Annotated in this window: 13 protein-coding genes; 7 read left to right on the forward strand and 6 right to left on the reverse strand. The window is 59.6% G+C overall.

Annotated features, from left to right (window positions below):
* Positions 1-231 precede the first annotated feature (231 nt).
* Both B195_RS06865 and nagZ read left to right on the forward strand, forming a co-directional pair.
* Positions 232-939 carry a TetR/AcrR family transcriptional regulator gene (locus tag B195_RS06865; protein WP_003446626.1) on the forward strand — a complete coding sequence of 236 codons (708 nt, stop codon included), beginning with the start codon at positions 232-234 and terminating at the stop codon, positions 937-939.
* Between the two features lie 160 nt (positions 940-1,099).
* The gene (gene nagZ / locus B195_RS06870; RefSeq protein WP_177412936.1) at positions 1,100-2,098 is read left to right on the forward strand and encodes a beta-N-acetylhexosaminidase; all 999 of its coding nucleotides are present in this window, start codon (positions 1,100-1,102) and stop codon (positions 2,096-2,098) included.
* Positions 2,099-2,160: 62 nt separating this feature from the next.
* Here the strand turns inward: nagZ and B195_RS06875 are convergent, their stop codons facing one another.
* Entirely contained in the window at positions 2,161-4,863 is a 2,703-nt protein-coding gene (locus B195_RS06875) for a DEAD/DEAH box helicase (RefSeq protein ID WP_003446629.1), read from the reverse strand.
* An 11-nt stretch (positions 4,864-4,874) separates the two neighbouring features.
* Positions 4,875-8,324, reverse strand: coding sequence for a transcription-repair coupling factor (gene mfd / locus B195_RS06880; RefSeq protein WP_003446631.1), 3,450 nt, complete (start codon positions 8,322-8,324; stop codon positions 4,875-4,877).
* A 287-nt stretch (positions 8,325-8,611) separates the two neighbouring features.
* Between mfd and B195_RS06885 the strand changes: the two genes are divergently transcribed.
* Positions 8,612-10,075 (forward strand): glyceraldehyde-3-phosphate dehydrogenase, encoded by a 1,464-nt coding sequence (locus B195_RS06885; RefSeq protein WP_029612746.1) that lies wholly within the window; start codon positions 8,612-8,614, stop codon positions 10,073-10,075.
* 277 nt (positions 10,076-10,352) lie between these two features.
* On the opposite strand, the gene B195_RS06890 is transcribed toward B195_RS06885, so the two are convergent.
* Together B195_RS06890 and B195_RS06895 are read right to left on the reverse strand one after the other, a co-directional pair.
* Positions 10,353-11,651 carry an MFS transporter gene (locus tag B195_RS06890; protein ID WP_003446635.1) on the reverse strand — a complete coding sequence of 433 codons (1,299 nt, stop codon included), beginning with the start codon at positions 11,649-11,651 and terminating at the stop codon, positions 10,353-10,355.
* A 154-nt stretch (positions 11,652-11,805) separates the two neighbouring features.
* The gene (locus tag B195_RS06895; RefSeq protein WP_003446638.1) at positions 11,806-12,369 is read right to left on the reverse strand and encodes a chalcone isomerase family protein; all 564 of its coding nucleotides are present in this window, start codon (positions 12,367-12,369) and stop codon (positions 11,806-11,808) included.
* A gap of 319 nt (positions 12,370-12,688) precedes the next feature.
* On the opposite strand from B195_RS06895, the gene sthA reads away from it, so the two are divergent.
* A complete protein-coding gene (sthA, locus tag B195_RS06900; protein WP_003446640.1) occupies positions 12,689-14,083 on the forward strand; it encodes a Si-specific NAD(P)(+) transhydrogenase in 1,395 nt (464 codons plus the stop codon).
* A 42-nt stretch (positions 14,084-14,125) separates the two neighbouring features.
* Here the strand turns inward: sthA and B195_RS06905 are convergent, their stop codons facing one another.
* A complete protein-coding gene (locus tag B195_RS06905; protein WP_003446642.1) occupies positions 14,126-14,848 on the reverse strand; it encodes a glycerophosphodiester phosphodiesterase in 723 nt (240 codons plus the stop codon).
* 31 nt (positions 14,849-14,879) lie between these two features.
* Positions 14,880-15,464 carry a PilZ domain-containing protein gene (locus B195_RS06910; protein WP_003446645.1) on the reverse strand — a complete coding sequence of 195 codons (585 nt, stop codon included), beginning with the start codon at positions 15,462-15,464 and terminating at the stop codon, positions 14,880-14,882.
* Between the two features lie 94 nt (positions 15,465-15,558).
* Between B195_RS06910 and B195_RS06915 the strand changes: the two genes are divergently transcribed.
* From B195_RS06915 to B195_RS06925, 3 genes are read left to right on the forward strand one after another with little or no spacing between them, the layout of a single operon-like run.
* Positions 15,559-16,809: a lipoprotein-releasing ABC transporter permease subunit gene (locus tag B195_RS06915; RefSeq protein WP_003446647.1), complete on the forward strand. Its 1,251-nt coding sequence runs from the start codon at positions 15,559-15,561 to the stop codon at positions 16,807-16,809.
* Positions 16,810-16,816: 7 nt separating this feature from the next.
* On the forward strand, positions 16,817-17,500 hold the full coding sequence (gene lolD / locus B195_RS06920) for a lipoprotein-releasing ABC transporter ATP-binding protein LolD (protein WP_165439647.1): 684 nt from the start codon (positions 16,817-16,819) through the stop codon (positions 17,498-17,500).
* A 60-nt stretch (positions 17,501-17,560) separates the two neighbouring features.
* On the forward strand, positions 17,561-18,805 hold the full coding sequence (locus tag B195_RS06925) for a lipoprotein-releasing ABC transporter permease subunit (protein ID WP_003446651.1): 1,245 nt from the start codon (positions 17,561-17,563) through the stop codon (positions 18,803-18,805).
* Positions 18,806-19,009 lie beyond the last annotated feature (204 nt).

The following is a 19,009-nucleotide window of genomic DNA, read 5'->3' on the forward strand; positions in this document are numbered from 1 at the left end:
CAGTGACTGGGATTATATACAGTGATAGCTGATTGGCAATCACCCATTTTCAGGAGTCCGCCGGACGGTCGCCTGTCAGGCTGCGCACTTTATCAGCTGCGACCCGGCGGGCCGAGGCTGTGGTTAAATGCGAAACCGCCCGGTCGCAATGTGAATACGTCACCTTGACTTTTTACAAGCTGAAACGTATGTTTCAAACAACTGTTTAAATGTTTGTCAGGCGGAGTAGCCATGGCCCAGTCGGAAACCGTTGAACGTATCCTTGATGCTGCCGAGCAGCTGTTCGCGGAAAAAGGGTTTGCCGAAACCTCATTGCGGCTGATTACCAGCAAGGCCGGGGTTAATCTTGCGGCTGTCAATTACCATTTCGGTTCAAAAAAAGCGCTGATCCAGGCAGTTTTTTCGCGGTTTCTGGGGCCTTTCTGCGCCAACCTCGATCGAGAGCTGGAGCGCCGTCAGGCCAGGCCGGAGAATCGGCCCACCCTTGAAGAACTGCTGGAAATGCTGGTGGAGCAGGCGCTGGTAATCCAGCCCCGCAGCGGCAATGACCTGTCTATCTTCATGCGCTTGCTGGGGCTGGCATTCAGTCAGAGCCAGGGGCATTTGCGGCGCTACCTTGAAGACATGTATGGCAAGGTTTTCCGCCGCTACATGTTGCTGGTCAATGAGGCCGCCCCGCAAATCCCCCCGATCGAACTGTTCTGGCGCGTGCATTTCATGCTCGGCGCGGCGGCTTTCAGCATGTCCGGAATCAAGGCATTGCGCGCCATTGCCGAAACCGACTTCGGGGTAAACACCTCGATCGAACAGGTGATGCGTCTGATGGTGCCTTTCCTCGCCGCAGGCATGCGTGCTGAAAGCGGCGTGGTTGATCCGGCAATGGCCGCCGCACAGCTTCGTCCCCGCAGCAAAACCCCGCAGGTCAGCGTCAAGGTTTGACCTGCTGCGGGTGGGCGTGGCAGCTGAGTTCCGCTAAGCTAGCTGCCATGTTCGTTCCTGATCCATTTCCTGTTGCCGACTCGCTGCTGTCTCATTCAGGTGAGGCCCGTAGCCCTGTGTCCGCTATTTTTTATTCAAAGGATTATCCATGAGTTCTGCCCTGCAAGGCTCCTTGATGGTGGACGTCGCCGGTACCTGGCTGACGGCCGAAGATCGGCAATTGTTGCGCCAGCCTGAAGTGGGCGGGTTGATCATTTTTGCCCGTAACATCGAGCACCCGCGCCAGGTGCGTGAGCTCAGTGCGTCGATTCGCGCCATTCGTCCTGACTTGCTGCTGGCGGTCGACCAGGAAGGCGGGCGGGTTCAGCGTCTGCGTCAGGGCTTCGTGCGTCTGCCGGCCATGCGCGCAATTGCCGATAACCCCAATGCCGAGTACCTGGCCGAACAGTGTGGCTGGATCATGGCCACCGAAGTGCTGGCTGTCGGGCTGGACCTGAGCTTCGCCCCGGTACTGGATCTGGATTACCAGCGCAGCGCTGTGGTCGGTAGCCGTTCATTTGAGGGTGACCCGCAGCGTGCAGCAGTGTTGGCCGGGGCGTTCATTCGCGGGATGAATGATGCGGGCATGGCTGCAACCGGCAAGCATTTCCCCGGTCACGGCTGGGCCGAGGCCGATTCCCATGTAGCGATTCCCGTAGACGAACGCAGTCTTGAGCAGATCCGCAGCCATGACCTGGTGCCATTTGCCCTGTTGAGCAAGCACCTGGCGGCAGTCATGCCGGCCCATGTGATCTATCCACAAGTGGACAGCCAGCCAGCCGGATTTTCCCGTCGCTGGTTGCAGGATATTTTGCGCGGCGAGCTTGAGTTTGACGGCGTGATCTTCAGTGACGATCTGTCGATGGCCGGCGCCCATGTGGTCGGCGATGCTGCCAGCCGTATCGAAGCGGCGCTGTCGGCCGGTTGCGACATGGGCCTGGTGTGCAACGACCGGGCAGCGGCCGAGCTGGCACTCAGTGCAGCGCAGCGTCTGAAGGTGACCCCTTCACCGCGGATTGCCCGCATGCGTGGCCAGGCATGGGCCAGCACCGACTATCGCGAGAGCCCGCGCTGGCTGGTGGCGATGGGTGCGCTTAGAGATGCCCAGCTGATTGATTGAAGGGCCAATGCAATAAAACTGCAGGAGCGTCGACCGGCTGCTCCTGCAGCATTCACGTTGTTTCAGCGCTTTTCGATTTTCGGCGGCAACGGTGCAAACAGCGCATCGATGTCGTCGTCCTGCAGTTTCCAGTCTCCGGCTATGCGGCCATCCAGAACCCCTGCGGCCAAATCCGATTTTTCCTGCTGCAAGTGCTGGATTTTCTCCTCCACGGTGCCGCGGGCAATCATCTTGTACACAAACACCGGTTTTTCCTGGCCGATGCGGTAGGCGCGGTCGGTCGCCTGGTTTTCCGCCGCCGGGTTCCACCACGGGTCGTAGTGGATCACGGTGTCAGCCTCGGTCAGGTTCAAGCCCACGCCGCCAGCCTTCAGGCTGATCAGAAAGATTTGCAGGGTGCCGCTCTGGAAGTCCTTCACCGGTGCGCGACGGTCACGGGTTTGCCCGGTGAGGATGGCGTAGCGCACCTTGCGTTTCTGCAGTTCGGCTTCGATCAGCCCGAGCATCGAAGTGAACTGCGAAAACAGCAGGATGCGCCGGCCTTCGGCGAACAGTTCTTCAAGCATCAGCATCAGGCTGTCGAGCTTGCCGGAGGTGCTGCCTTTTTTCGGCGGGGTGTCACTGACCAGTCGCAGGTCGCAGCACACCTGACGCAGTTTGAGCAGGGCTTCAAGAATGATGATCTGGCTGCGACCCACACCTTTGCGGGTGATTTCGTCGCGGACCTTTTTGTCCATGGCCAGGCGCATGGTCTCGTACACATCGCGCTGGGCTTCGTTGAGATCCACCCAGTGGATGATCTCGGTCTTGGGCGGCAGTTCGGTCGCCACCTGCTCCTTGGTGCGGCGCAACAGAAAAGGCTTGATCCGTGCATTGAGGTGCTGCAAACGCTCGTCGCTGCCCTGGCGCTCGATGGGCACCCGGTAATCGCGGTTGAAGGTTTTGACATCGCCCAGCCAGCCGGGCAGCAAGAAGTGGAACAGTGACCACAGCTCGCCCAGGTGGTTTTCCAGCGGTGTGCCGCTCAGGCACAGGCGCTGACGTGCATTCAGTTCGCAGGCCGCCTGTGAGGCCTTGCTGCCGGGGTTCTTGATGTACTGCGCCTCGTCCAGCACCAGTACATGCAGCGGCAGTTTTGCCAGCTGTTCAATGTCTTTGGGCAGCAGCGCATAGGTGGTCAGGATCACGTCATAGTCGTTGAGGTGCTCAAAGTGCTTTTTACGCGTCGCGCCATACAGCGCCAGCACCTTGAGCTGCGGGGTGAAATGCGCCGCCTCGTCGAGCCAGTTGGGGATCAGGCTGGTGGGCATGACCACCATGGCCGGGCGATCCAGGCGCCCGGCATTTTTCTCGCAGAGGATATGCGCCAGGGTTTGCAGGGTTTTACCCAGCCCCATGTCATCGGCAAGAATCCCCCCGACCTCCAGTTGACGCAGTGACTGCATCCAGCTCAGGCCTTCCAGCTGGTAGGGGCGCAGGTTGGCGTTGAGGCCCTCGGGAGCTTCGACGCTGAAGTCCTTGATATCCCGCAGGCGCTGGGCAAAGCCGCGGATGTGCTCGCCGCCTTCCCAGCGCAGGGGCAATGCATCCAGGGCGTTAAGCCGCGGTGCGTCGGCACTTTTGATCCGCAGGCTGGTGGCGCCCGGCTCTCCCAGATAAAACTCGTCCAGGGTCGCCAGCACCGGTTTCAGGCGGCCATAGGGCAGAGCCACTTGCAGCGGGCCGTGGCCACTGTTGGGAGTGGTGGGGATGTTCACCAGAATCAGTTCGTCGTCCCGGCGCCTGGCCAGTTTTTCCGGGCTCAGCAGATCGGTATGGGAGCGCATCAGGTTCAACAGGATCGGCAGCAAACTCAGGCGCTGGCCGTTGACGATGATCCCCAGTTCCAGGTCGAACCAGTCGTGCTCCGGGGCCTCGTCGACGTTGGCGTACCAGTCTTGCACCGGGCTCAGGTCAAAACCGAAGTCTTCATCGATCTGCAGTTCCCAGCCCTGTTCGCGCAGGCCGGGCATTTGATTGAGGGTGAAGTTGAGCCAGGCACTGTCGTTGACCATTTCAAACAGCTCGCCGGCGCTTTCAGGCAGCGCCTTGCTCTGGCGGGTGGCGATTTTGAAACCCAGGGTGCGCAGTTGCTCGCGAAAGGCGTTTTCCGCCTCCGGCTGGCGTTTGATGCGCAGGGTCTGGTGTTCCTGGCGAATCAGGATGTCGGCGTTTTTTTGCCCGCTGGCGTATTGCTCGAGGTAATTGAACGACAGCGCGGCGCGGTGCTGGATATAACGCTGCATCTTGCCGTTGCGCGGTTCAAAGGCGCTGAACTCGGCACTGGCCAGCCATAGGCGCGGCACCGGTTGCACGTCATCGATCAGCACTTCGGGCAGGTTGGCAGGGCGACGCGAGTCGAGTACGGCCTGGAGTTTTTCCAGAAGCTCGGCGTCCTGGGCGGCGGCAGGGTAGTTCAAGGTTTCTTCAATCTTCAGTAATACGGCAGCAGTGTGCTTGCAATTGGCCCGCACCGGGCAGGTGCAGTTGGCGCTCACCAGCAGCAATGTGCCTTTGGCCGAGTCGCGCAATTCAATGGTCTGGCGGTAGGTGTTTTCGCCCGAACCCTGACAGCTGGCAGTAATCAGGCTGTCACCGATCTGCACAATCCTGACGCGGTTTTGCCTGGCGTAGCTGCGGCCACGTTCCAGGCTTTGCTCTTTGAAGCGACTGACCCAGGTCGGTGCGAGCGGCTTGGTCAGTTGCGGGGTCAGGCTCACGGACATGGGTACTTCATTCAGGGCGACTTCGGTGTCAGGCGCTCAAACAGCGCCTCAATAGTGTTGAAGCGTTCTTCGGCACGTTCCATCGGCACCATGAATTTGAACACGGTGGCGCCTTCGAATTTGTAACGGTTGGGCTGGCCTTGAATCAGCTTGATCAGCACCAGCGGGTCAACCGGGGTGTCCGCGGCAAACTCGATGCGTCCGCCCTGGGGGCCGGCATCGACTTTTTTGATACCCAATTGTTCGGCCTGCAATTTGAGCAGGGTAATGCGCACCAGATTTTTGCTTGGCTCGGGCAGCAGGCCAAAGCGGTCGATCATCTCGACCTGCAAATCCTTGAGACCGTCTTCGTCGCTGGCATTGGCAATGCGTTTGTAGAGGATCAGCCGGGTGTGCACATCCGGGAGATAGGCTTCAGGAATCAGCGCCGGTACCCGCAGGTTGATTTCCGGCCCGCCGCCCAGGGGCTGGTCGAGGTTGGGCTGTTCGCCCTTGCGGATCGACTTCACCGCGCGCTCGAGCATTTCCATGTACAGGGTAAAGCCGACGGCCTGGATCTGGCCGCTTTGGCCGTCACCGAGCAGTTCGCCTGCACCACGGATTTCCAGGTCATTGGTGGCCAGCACAAAGCCGGCCCCCAGGTCCTGGGTATTGGCGATGGCTTCCAGACGCTTTTGCGCGTCGCCGGTAATTTGCTGGCGCGGGGGTGTCAGCAGGTAGGCGTAAGCCTGGTGGTGGCTGCGTCCAACCCGGCCGCGCAACTGGTGCAACTGAGCCAGGCCGAACTTGTCGGCGCGCTCGATGATGATGGTGTTGGCGCTCGGCACGTCGATGCCGGTCTCGATGATGGTCGAGGCGATCAGCACGTTGAAACGTTTGTGATAGAAGTCGCTCATCACCTGTTCGAGTTCGCGCTCGCGCATTTGCCCGTGGCCGATACCGATCCGTGCTTCTGGCACCAGCTCTGCCAGTTCGGCGGCGCATTTCTCGATGGTTTTGACATCGTTGTGCAGGTAGTAAACCTGGCCACCGCGTAACAGTTCACGCAACAACGCCTCTTTGACGGTGCTGTTGTTCTGCTCCATGACAAAGGTGCGCACCGACAGGCGGCGGGCAGGCGGGGTGGCAATGATCGACAGGTCGCGCATGCCGGACACGGCCATGTTCAAGGTGCGCGGGATTGGCGTTGCGGTGAGGGTCAGAATGTCGACCTCGCTGCGCAGGGCCTTGAGCTGTTCTTTCTGGCGTACCCCGAAGCGGTGCTCTTCGTCGATGATCACCAGGCCGAGGTTTTTGATTTTGACGTCGTCCTGCAGCAGCTTGTGGGTGCCGATCACGATGTCGATCTTGCCTTCGGCCAGTTGGGCCACGGCGGCGTTGATTTCTTTGGCCGATTTGAAGCGGCTCATTACCTCTACCGTTACCGGCCAGTCGGCGAAGCGGTCGCGGAAGCTGTTGTAGTGCTGCTGGGCGAGCAGGGTGGTGGGCACCAGAATCGCCACCTGACGGCCGCCATGCACGGCAATGAAGGCGGCGCGCATGGCCACTTCGGTTTTGCCGAAGCCCACATCGCCACACACCAGCCGGTCCATTGGCTTGGGCGACAACATGTCGGCACGCACGGCTTCGATGGTGGTTTGCTGGTCCGGGGTTTCCTCGAACGGGAAGCCGGCGCTGAAAGTTGCGTAATCGGCCTTCGGATCGGCAAACGCATGGCCTTCACGGGCAGCCCGGCGGGCATAGATGTCCAGCAGCTCGGCAGCCACGTCACGGACCTGCTCGGCGGCTTTGCGCTTGGCTTTTTGCCAGGTTTCCGAGCCCAGACGATGCAGCGGTGCCAGTTCATCGTCGCTGCCGGTGTAGCGGGCGATCAGGTGCAGGTTGGCAACAGGCACGTAGAGCTTGGCGCCCTCGGCGTATTCCAGGGTCAGAAACTCGGCCACCTGATTGTCGACTTCCAGCGTCGCCAGCCCTTGATAGCGGCCGACCCCGTGGTCGATATGCACCACCGGTGCGCCTTCGCGCAGTTCGGTGAGGTTTTTGATCACTGCATCGTTGTTGGCGTCGGCGCGTTTTTCCCGACGGCGACGCTGCATCACCCGTTGCCCGAACAATGGACTTTCGGCGATCAGGGCCAGGGCCGGGTCGTCCAGCAGCAGGCCTTCATCCAGCGGCGCAATGGTAATGGCCAGGCGGTGTTTGCTGGCGACGAAGTCGGGCCAGTTTTCGACGGTTTTCGGGCGAAGTTTCAGACGTTCCAGCAGTTCGAGCAGCACTTCGCGGCGACCGGCAGATTCGGCGGTAAACAGCACGCGGCCATCAAACTGCTCTAGAAAGCCGGACAATGCCGCCAGTGGCTGATTGGCCTTGGCTTCTATCGCCAGATTCGGCAACGGCCGGGCCGGGAAGCGCTCGCGGCTGCTGCCGGTATCTACGTCGTCCTGGCTGGCGACTACCCGTGGCCAGTTTTTCAGCCGGGCGAAGCAGTCGTCCACCGGCAGGAACAGCTCGGCAGGGGGCAGCAACGGGCGGGACGGGTCGATGCGGCGTTCTTCGTAGCGGTTGCGCACGTCAGACCAGAAATTCTCCGCGGCCTGCTCGATACCGGGCAGCGAGAACACTTGCGTATCCCCCGGCAAGTAGTCGAACAGGGTCGAGGTTTCATCGAAAAACAGCGGCAGGTAGTACTCGATACCGGCCGGGGTGATCCCGCTGCTCAGGTCCTGAAAGATCGGGCAACGGCGGAAATCCACATCGAAGCGTTCGCGAAAGCGCGCCTTGAACCGGGTTACAGCATCTTTTTGCAGCGGAAACTCCCGGGCCGGCAGCAAGCGTACCGATTCGACCTTGTCGATGGAGCGCTGGGTTTCCGGATCGAAAGTGCGCAGGGTTTCGATTTCGTCGTCGAACAGGTCAATCCGGTAGGGCAGTTTGCTGCCCATCGGGAACAGGTCGATCAAGGCACCACGTACCGCGAACTCGCCGTGTTCGTACACCGTGTCGACGCAGCGATAACCGCTGGCCTCAAGCCGGGTGCGCATTTGCTCGACGTCCAGCTTCTGGCCAATATCCAGCACCAGGCTGCTACCCAGCAAAAACCGGGTCGGAGCCAGGCGATGTAGGGCGGTGGTGATCGGCACTACCAAAACGCCATGACTCAGTTCCGGCAGCCGGTACAGGCTGGCGATGCGCTGGGAAATGATGTCCTGGTGCGGCGAGAACAGATCGTAGGGCAGGGTTTCCCAGTCGGGAAAATGCAGCACCGGCAACTCGGGCGCGAAAAACCTCAATTCCTGCTCCAGGCGTTCGGCGCTTTGGCTGTCGGCGGTCAGGAGCAGGGTGAAGCGCTGGGCGGCGCTGGCAGCTTCGGCGATTGCGAGGCTCAGGGCGGCACCGGGCAGATTGCCCCAGTGCTGTTTACCTGCAGTGGCAGGGAGTTTCGGTAGACGCAGGACGGGCACGGAAGGTTGAGCTCCAAGCGTTGCGACAAAGTCGGCAATTGTAACGGGCCAAGGGGCTGGCTGTCAGTTGCAGTCTTTAAAGGGGGGGTGAATTCTGTACGTGATACCGGACATGGGGCTGTCACGGGGGAGGATCAAGGGCTGAAAACCCATGAAAACCAGGGTGTTATAAATTTTTTTACCTTTATTTGCTGGGGCTTAAACGTTTCAGTTCGGGCGTGTGACAGGCGTGCATTGCCCAGGCAGGGGCGCAACTGCATAATGTAGCCCCTTTTTTCAGCCCCTACATGTGGAAGGTTCCCGTGACTCAGAAGCCCGACCAGTGTCTTGGTGAATGGATCGACCGTGAAGCACTCGCAGAAGCGATGATCCCGCTAATCGGTCAGCTCTACCGCAATAACAATGTGGTGAGTTCGATCTATGGCCGCAGCCTGATCAACCGTTCAGTCATCGCGATTCTCAAAGCTCATCGCTTTGCCCGTCATCGCCAGTCCGATGACAGCGAATTGTCCGTACACGAAACTTTCCCTCTGCTTAAAGCAATGAGCGAGCTCAAGCTCGGTGCTGCTTCGGTAGACCTGGGCAAGCTGGCCGTTAAATTCAAGGCCGAAGCCAATGGCCGTACTGCCGAGCAGTTCGTGCGCGAAGAACTGGCCGATGTAGTGGGTCAGCAAAATGCTTCTGCCCGCAAAGGCACTGACGTTGTGCTGTACGGCTTCGGTCGTATCGGCCGTCTGCTGGCGCGCATCCTGATCGAAAAAACCGGTGGTGGCGACGGTCTGCGTCTGCGTGCCATCGTTGTGCGCAAAGGCGCCGAAAACGATCTGGTCAAGCGTGCAAGCTTGCTGCGTCGTGACTCGGTACATGGTCCGTTCGATGGCACCATCGTTATTGATGAAGTCAACAACACCATCACCGCCAACGGCAACCTGATCCAGGTGATCTACGCGAAGAACCCGACTGAAGTGGACTACACCCAGTACGGCATTCAGAACGCATTGCTGGTGGACAACACCGGTGTATGGCGTGACGCCGAAGGCCTTGGCCAGCACCTGGCTTGCCCTGGCATTGACCGTGTGGTGTTGACCGCACCGGGCAAAGGCAAGCTGAAAAACATCGTTCACGGTATCAACCACGGCGAAATCACCGCAGACGACAAGATCGTTTCGGCGGCATCCTGCACCACCAACGCCATCGTGCCGGTGCTCAAGGCTGTCAACGACAAGTTCGGCATCGTCAACGGTCACGTTGAAACGGTTCACTCGTACACCAACGACCAGAACCTGATCGACAACTTCCACAAGGGCGACCGCCGTGGCCGTAGCGCCGCGCTGAACATGGTTATCACCGAAACCGGCGCTGCCACCGCTGCTGCCAAGGCTCTGCCCGAGCTGGCCGGCAAGCTGACCGGTAACGCGATCCGCGTTCCGACGCCAAACGTTTCGATGGCCATCCTCAACCTGAACCTTGAGAAGCCGGCTACCCGTGAAGAAATGAACGAGTACCTGCGCTACATGGCGCTGCACTCCGATCTGCACAAGCAAATCGACTACGTGAACTCCCAGGAAGTGGTTTCCACTGACTTCGTAGGTTCGCGTCACGCCGGTGTGGTCGATGCTGAAGCGACTATCTGCAATGACAACCGCGTTGTTCTGTACGTGTGGTACGACAACGAATTCGGTTACAGCTGCCAGGTAGTTCGCGTGATGGAAGACATGGCCGGGGTCAACCCGCCAGCGTTCCCGCGCTAAGCAACCGCCGCAACTGAAAACGCCCCGACTGGTTCGGGGCGTTTTTGTGTGCGCTGTAAAATTGTCAAAAACATCGCGAGGCGAGCTCGCTCCTACATGGTTTTAGCTGTTAGCCGGGATTGCGGCTTGAGCGGTGCGCAGTTCGTGTTTATTGCCGCGGAACAGCACTACGGTGGCAATCAGGCCCGGTGCAGTCGCCAGGCCAGTAGGAGCGAGCTTGTCTCGCGATCTTTTAGAAGATCAAAACATCGCGAGGCGAGTTCGCTCCTACATGGTTTTAGCTGTTAGCCGGGATTGCGGCTTGAGCGGTGCGCAGTTCGTGTTTATTGCCGCGGAACAGCACTACGGTGGCAATCAGGCCCAGTACCGCTGCGCCTGTCAGCCACAGGCCCGGTGCTGCCTTGTTGTCCAACACGTGGATCAGGTAGGTGCAAGCCGCCGGAGTAAAGCCGCCAAAGGTCGCAGTGGCCAGGCTATAAGCCAGGGAGAAGCCTGTGGTGCGCACCTCGACCGGCATTATTTCGGTAAGGGCCACCACCATGGCGCCGTTGTACGAGCCATACAGGAACGACAACCACAACTCGACGATCAGCAGATGGCTGAAGCTCGGGTTGGCCACCAGCCAGGACAGCGCCGGATAAGCAGTCAGGATCGCCAGGAGGGTCGCGCCCAGCAGCAGCGGTTTACGTCCTACCTTGTCGGACAGTGCGCCCATCACCGGCAGCCAGAAGAAGTTCGACAGGCCAATGCACACCGTCACCAACAGGGCATCGAAATCCGACAGGTGCAGTTCTGACTTGCCGAAGGTCGGGGTGTAGGCGGTGATCAGGTAGAACGACACGGTGGTCATCACCACCAGGGCCATGCCGCCCAGCACCAGTCCGAAGTTCTGACCGATGGAACGAACTATTTCACGCAGGGTAGGGTGATGCGTTCGGGCTTCGAACTCAGGGGTTTCTTCCATCGATTTACGGATGACAAAGATCACCGGCACGATCATGCAGCCGATCAGGAACGGGATGCGCCAGCCCCAGTCACCCATGTCTTCCGGGCTCAGCCAGTGGTTGAGGCCAACTCCGAGCAGGCCGGCGAACACCACTGCCGCTTGCTGGCTAGCCGATTGCCAGCTAACGAAGAAGCCTTTGCGACCCGGGGTAGCGATTTCCGCCAGGTACACCGAAACGCCGCCCAGTTCCACGCCCGCTGAAAAACCTTGCAGCAAGCGCCCCAGCAACACCAGTAACGGGGCTGCGACACCCAGGGTGGCATAACCCGGCACACAGGCAATCAGCACTGTGCCCATGGCCATCAGGGCGAGGGTAATGATCAGGCCTTTGCGTCGACCGTGACGGTCGATGTAGGCGCCGAGAAAGATTGCACCCAGCGGGCGCATCAGGAAGCCTGCGCCAAAAGTAGCCAGGGCAAGCATTAATGAAGCGAAGGCGCTGTCGGACGGAAAGAAGGTTTTGGCAATGGCCGTGGCGTAGAAGCCAAAGACCATGAAGTCGAACATCTCGAGAAAGTTACCGCTGACAACGCGAAAAATCGCCTTGCCTTTGCCCGTACTGGAGCCCATCAGAAATCACCCGCTGTTATCTGTTTTATGCGTAATCCATGTTTTTTACTCGTCCACACTGCAAGATCAAGGCTTGTGCCGTTGTGCAAAACAGTTTTGTAACGATATGTGTATCCGTTGCTGTAGGCAACTGCAGTTGCAACTACAGGATGGCTCAGGGGGTATGCGCCAGCAGGGTCTGGCGCAGCTTTTCAGGAAGTCCGTCCGGGCCGAGCCAGATGCCGAGATAGACCTTGGCCAGCTCCGGGTCAGGGCTGTTGAAGATGACTTTGCCATTGCGTTCAAGGTTCAGGCCGCGTTGCGGGTCATAGTCCAGGGCGTAGCGATCGCCCCGTTTGATATGGCCAAAGCTGGCCTGCAGTTGTTTCAGCGGTTGTTCCAGGCGGGCGAGGGTGGCTGCCGGCTGCTGGCGTTTGAGAATGGCTGCAGAAGCCCGGGTTACATCGCTGTGATCGAGGTCGCGCAGATAGAACAGTTCCAGGCGCATGGCGCGCTGTTCATCGAACGCTTGTTGCGGGGTGAGGCCGGGCCGGGTGAACAGTGCTGCGGCATAGATGTCGGCCCACAGATACGTCAGTACGATCTGGCCCCTGCGCTCCATGGGCTGCGAGCCTCCCTGCCACTGTGCGGCAAAGCCGGCTTGTTTGAGCTGCGCGGATTCATCGGCGAGGGCTGCGGCGCTAAAAGTCAGCACCAGGGCGATCAACAGCTGGCGCATGGACGCAATCCTGATCGATGGGTGGTTAAAGGTTATGCCAGTTTTGTGAAAGCATGACGAAGATCTGTGCAGGAGCGAGCTTGCTCGCGAGCATTTGATCTTGAAGAGCCCGCCAGCAGGCTAGCTCCTGCAGGGGGGCGCGCGTCTGAACGATGCGCCGCGGACAAAAATAGTTTTCGACCAGACCAAGGGTTAATGTTCGTGGCCTTCAGGCTTCTATAGACTGTGCCCCACGTTTTGATCCTTCATGCCGCTGGCCGCGACATGATTTAGCCGCAGGTGCCCAAATGGGGGCCGCGGCCTGTTCTGAGGAGTACGCATGGCTGTCTACAACTACGACGTAGTGGTACTGGGTTCCGGCCCGGCGGGAGAAGGTGCGGCAATGAACGCCGCAAAAGCGGGACGCAAAGTGGCGATGGTCGATAGCCGGCGCCAGGTGGGCGGCAACTGCACGCACTTGGGCACTATCCCTTCCAAAGCCTTGCGTCACTCGGTTCGCCAGATCATGCAGTTCAACACCAACCCGATGTTCCGGGCCATTGGTGAGCCGCGCTGGTTCTCGTTTCCGGACGTACTGAAAAGCGCCGAAAAAGTCATCTCCAAACAAGTGGCATCGCGTACCGGCTTCTATGCGCGCAATCGCGTAGACCTGTTCTTCGGTACCGGCAGCTTCACCGATGAGCAAACCATTGAAGTGGTGTGCAGCAACGGTGTCGTCGAAACCCTGATGGCCAAGCAAATCATTATCGCCACCGGCTCGCGTCCGTATCGCCCGGCCGATATCGATTTCTCTCACTCGCGTATCTACGATAGCGACACCATCCTCAGCCTGGGACATACCCCGCGTAAGCTGATTGTTTACGGCGCCGGGGTGATCGGCTGCGAATACGCGTCGATCTTCAGCGGTCTGGGGGTATTGATCGAGCTGGTGGACAACCGTGAGCAATTGCTCAGTTTCCTCGACTCCGAGATCTCGCAGGCGCTGAGCTACCACTTCAGCAACAACAACATCACGGTTCGCCACAACGAAGAATACGAGCGGGTTGAAGGCGTCGAAAACGGCGTGATTCTGCACCTCAAGTCCGGCAAAAAGATCAAGGCAGATGCCTTGCTCTGGTGCAACGGGCGTACCGGCAACACCGATCAGCTGGGTCTGGAAAACATCGGGATCAAGGTCAATGGCCGCGGCCAGATCAGTGTCGATGAAAACTATCGCACCACAGTGCCCAATATCTATGGTGCCGGTGACGTGATTGGCTGGCCAAGCCTGGCCAGTGCTGCCCATGACCAGGGCCGCTCCGCCGCTGGCAGTATTGTGGATAACGGCAGCTGGCGTTTCGTGAACGACGTGCCAACCGGTATTTACACGATTCCGGAGATCAGCTCGATCGGCAAGAACGAGCAGGAGCTGACCCAGGCCAAAGTGCCGTATGAAGTGGGCAAGGCGTTCTTCAAGAGCATGGCGCGGGCACAGATTGCCGGCGAGCCCCAGGGCATGCTGAAAATCCTGTTCCACCGTGAAACCCTGCAAGTGCTGGGCGTTCACTGCTTTGGCTACCAGGCATCAGAGATCGTGCACATCGGTCAGGCGATCATGAACCAGCCGGGCGAGCTCAATACCCTGAAGTATTTCGTCAATACCACGTTCAACTACCCGACCATGGCCGAAGCCTATCGGGTAGCCGCTTACGATGGCCTTAACCGGCTTTTTTGAGCGGCTCCGGCCGGTGGCCTGAGCCGGCCGGGGAGACCGATTTCAGCTTTTCCCGAGGGTGGCAGTGGCCAAACCGGGAAAGTCTGTAATCAGGCTATCTACGCCGAAGTCGGCGAGCCTGCGCATTAGTGCAGGCTCGTTGACCGTCCACACCGATACATGCAAACCCTGCTGTTGTGCTTTCTCAAGGCGCTCGGGGGTGCATAGCGTCCAGTTCAGCGCCAGCATGTCACAGCCATAACCTTGCGCGACCTTGATCGGGTCGAGCCAGGCGTATTCGGCTACCAGTCCGCGGGACAGGTCCGGGGTCAGCTCCAGCGCGGCCTTGAGCACCTCACGGGAGCTTGAGGTGACGGTGACCTTGTCCATGATGCCGTGGCGCACCGCCATTTCACGAATGGCCAGTACCGTGCTTGCAGCCCGGGTGCGGGATGCGCTTTTGACTTCCAGCTGCCAGTGCTCGAAGTTGCATTTCTCGAACAGCTCTTCAAGACGCGGGATCGGGCATGGCTGCATCCAGCCGGGGCCGCCTTTGCGCGCGTCATAGGTCGCCAGATCCGCTGCGGTATGTTCACTGACCTTGCCGCGGCGGTCGGTGGTGCGCTTGAGGGTCGAGTCGTGGATCACCATCAGCTCGCCGTCTTTGGACAGGTGCAGATCAAGTTCGCAGCGACGTACGCCGTGTTTGAGACATTGCTCAAAGCTGGCAAGAGTGTTTTCAGGTGCTTCGCCTTTGGCGCCGCGATGGCCGTAAATCAGAGTCACAATTGCTCCTTGGTAGGTAGCGCCTGAGTATTCATTCGGGCGCGGATTCGTGTTGTTCGCGGGCCAGGCGGCGTGCTTGTGCCTGTTTTTGCAAAATGTGGCGCGCTAACAACTGACGTTGGGTGTCGTTAAGGGATTCAAATTCGGTGTCGATGCTGTAGCCGCCGTCCTGCGCCAGGCATCGCACGACGCGGGCCCGCAGCAGCAGCCCCAGGGCTTGTGGCATCAGTACCAGTTTGACTGCAAGGTGGCTGTCGGTCGGGTAGGGGTGCGGGTGATGAAACTCGATTCCGCCTTCGGACAGCGTCACCGGCTGTAGCTCGCCGATTTGGCCCAGCACGGTTTGCGCCACGATCTGGCTCAGCAGATCGACGCGTTTGTTAAGGGTTTTCAGGTAGCTGGAAACAGTGCGGTCGCGCTCGCTGATCTGGCGCAGCAGGTGCTGGGACTCGAATTCGCTAAGGTGCAGCTCACTGAGTAAATTGAACAGTGGAGACGCATCTTGCAACACTTCGCTGGTAGCGGCTTCGGAGGCCCTTAACGGGGTTATTTCCAGTGCGATCAGATCTTCGATACGGTAGTATTCGCGGCGATCTGCGTCATTTAATGTCGACATGGCGAACCCGTGATGGCGGCTGTGGTCTGAGTGTAAAGCTGCTTATCAGGCCCCGCCACAAGGACGTCTTCTTTTCCCTCGAACAAGCCCCGACATGTTCAGACCTCTCTTCGTATTTATCGGCACGCGTTATACCCGTGCAAAGCGCCGCAATCATTTTGTGTCGTTCATTTCTCTGACTTCAATGATCGGACTCGCCCTCGGCGTGGTCGTAATGATTGTGGTGCTCTCGGTGATGAACGGCTTCGATCATGAGATGCGCACCCGCGTGCTGGGCATGGTGCCCCACGCGACCATCGTTGGTGATCAACCGATCAGCGACTGGCAAAGCCTGGCCGCCAAAGTCCGGCAGAACCCCAAGGTGGAGGCGGTAGCGCCGTTCACCCAGATGCAGGGGCTGCTGACCCATGACGGCAATGTGCAGAAAGTAATGCTCAATGCCATCGATCCGGTGCAGGAACGCAAGGTATCGATCATTGACAAGTTCATGCTCGAAGGACAGCTCGACTCGCTGACCCCGGGCAGCTTCGGCATCATCATTGGTGACAAGGCGGCCAGGAAGCTCGGGGTTGCCATCGGTGACAAGCTGACCTTTGTTGCGCCGGAAGTCACCGTGACCCCGGCCGGGATGTTTCCACGCATGAAGCGTTTCACCGTGCAGGGCATTTTCCATGTCGGCGCGGGTGAAATTGACGGCTACCTGGGCGTGACCAACCTGCAGGATCTGGCGCGTTTGCAACGCTGGAAGCCTGATCAGGTACAGGGGTTGCGTCTCAAGTTTGACGACCTGTTCCAGGCGCCGCGTACGGCATGGGAAATCGCCCAGCAGCTGGGCGAGAGCCAGTATTACGCCCGCGACTGGACCCGCACCCATGGCAATCTGTATCAGGCAATCCGCATGGAAAAAGCCATGATCGGTTTGCTGTTGCTGCTGATTGTCGCCGTGGCCGCCTTCAACATCATTTCCACCCTGGTGATGGTGGTCAATGACAAGAAAGGCGACATCGCTATTTTGCGCACCCTGGGCGCCACGCCCGGCACCATCATGGCCATCTTTATGGTCCAGGGCACCGTTATCGGTGTGGTCGGGACCGCCATCGGCGCCGTGCTCGGCATGTTGGCGGCACTCAATGTGAGTGCTGCGATCTCGGCCCTTGAAGGCTTGATCGGGCACAAGTTTCTCAACGCCGACGTGTACTTTATCGACTACCTGCCGTCGCAATTGCAGGCGCAGGATGTGTTGATGGTGTGTGGCGCGGCATTGGTTCTGAGTTTCCTCGCGACCTTGTACCCGGCCTGGCGTGCTGCGCGCACCCAGCCTGCGCAGGCGCTTCGTTATGAGTGAGTTGGGCATGAAAGAACAAGCAGTGTTGAGTTGCCGCGACCTGGGCAAGAGCTACGAGGAAGGCCCGGAGTCGGTGGTGGTGTTGTCCGGCCTGCAGCTGGAGCTGCACCCGGGCGAGCGCGTGGCGATTGTCGGGACCTCGGGTTCGGGCAAAAGTACCTTGCTCAATTTGCTCGGCGGCCTCGATACCCCGTCTTCGGGCAGCGTGTGGCTGGCAGGCGAAGAGCTGTCGGCACTGGGCGAAAAGGCCCGCGGCCTGTTGCGTAACCGCTCGCTGGGCTTCGTTTACCAGTTTCACCACCTGCTGGCCGAATTCACCGCGCTGGAAAACGTCTGCATGCCATTGCTGATCGGTAAAACCCCGATCCCCGAGGCGCGTGAGCGTGCAACTGCGTTGCTGACCCGGGTTGGCCTGGGCCATCGCCTGGAGCACAAGCCGGCAGAACTGTCGGGTGGCGAGCGCCAGCGCGTGGCGATTGCCCGTGCACTGGTGAACAACCCGGGGCTGGTGATGCTCGACGAGCCCACCGGCAACCTCGATTCGCACACCGCCCAGGGCATTCAGGACTTGATGCTGGAGCTCAGCACCTCGATGCGCACAGCGTTCCTGGTGGTGACCCATGACATGAACCTGGCCCGCCAGATGGATCGCGTATTGCACCTTCAGGAAGGTCGTCTGAGCGCGATGTAATCGCCAAGCCCGGCGCCGTATTCCGGCGCCGGGTCTTTTATTTTTATACGGTGCCCGCGAATGTTCAGACCGTTATCGATTTTTATCGGCACGCGCTATACCCGTGCCAAGCGCCGCAACCGATTTGTTTCGTTTATCTCCATGACTTCGATGATCGGTCTCGCCCTGGGCGTACTGGCGATGATTGTGGTGTTGTCGGTGATGAACGGTTTTCAGCGTGAAATGAGCAACCGCATTCTCGGTATGGTGCCCCACGCGACCATCGTCGGCGTAAAGCCCATTGATGACTGGCGCCCGGTGGCCGAAGCGGCGATGAAGAATCCCGAGGTCACGGCCGCTGTGCCGTTTACCGAGATGGATGGCATGTTGTCCTACAAGGGCTCGATGCAGCCGATTCAGGTCAGCGGGGTTGATCCGGCGCTGGAAGGCCAGGTTTCGATCGTTGCCCAGCACATCGTGCAGGGCCGGCTAGAAGACCTGAAGCCCGGCGAGTTTGGCGTGGTGCTGGGTGACATTACCGCACGACGGTTTCGCCTGGGTATCGGTGACAGAATCACCTTGATCGTCCCCGAGGCCAGCACCGCACCGGGGGGAATTACCCCGCGCCTCCAGCGCTTGAATGTGGTCGGTATCTTCAAGGTCGGGGCCGAGCTGGATGGCTCCATGGGCCTGATCCACGTTGCCGATGCCGCTGCCATGCAGCACTGGCAGCCGAATCAGGTGCAAAGCGTGCGCCTGGCGGTGAAGGATCTGTACGCGGCGCCCCAGGTGTCGAAGCAGGTGGCGGGCAGCCTGGGCGACGGTTACCGGGCGGATGACTGGACCCACACCCAGGGCAGCCTGTTCAGCGCCATGAAGATGGAAAAAACCATGATCGGCCTGTTGTTGCTGATGATCGTGGCCGTGGCTGCGTTCAACATCATCGCCACCTTGATCATGGTGGTGAACGACAAGGGGGCCGATATCGCCATCTTGCGCACCATCGGCGCCACCCCGCGTCAGATCATGGCCATTTTCATGGTCCAGGGCACGGTGATCGGTATTGTCGGTACCTTGATTGGCGGCGTATTGGGTGTGATTGCGGCGCTGAATGTCAGCGAGCTGGTGGGCTGGATGGAACGGGTTTCCGGGCAGCACATATTCAGCTCCGACGTGTACTTCGTCAGCAACCTGCCATCAGAGCTGCAAGGTGGCGATGTGGCGTTGATCTGCGGTGCAGGCTTTTTGCTGAGTTTTCTGGCGACGCTGTACCCTGCGTATCGCGCAGCGAAAATCCAGCCGGCCCACGCGCTGCGCTACTCCTGACCGCCCTTAGCCTGACCTGTAGGAGCGAGCTTGCTCGCGAGCTCTTTCTGCGTATTGAAAAGCTCGCGAGACAAGCTCGCTCCTACAGTACGTACGGCCGTTCAATTTCCAGCCGTATCGCGCGGCGAAAATCCAGCTGGCCCATGGGCTGCGCTACTCCTGGCCGCCCTTAACCTGACCTGTAGGAGCGAGCTTCCTACAGTA

Source organism: Pseudomonas sp. Lz4W (assembly GCF_000346225.2).
Classification (GTDB): domain Bacteria; phylum Pseudomonadota; class Gammaproteobacteria; order Pseudomonadales; family Pseudomonadaceae; genus Aquipseudomonas; species Aquipseudomonas paraversuta.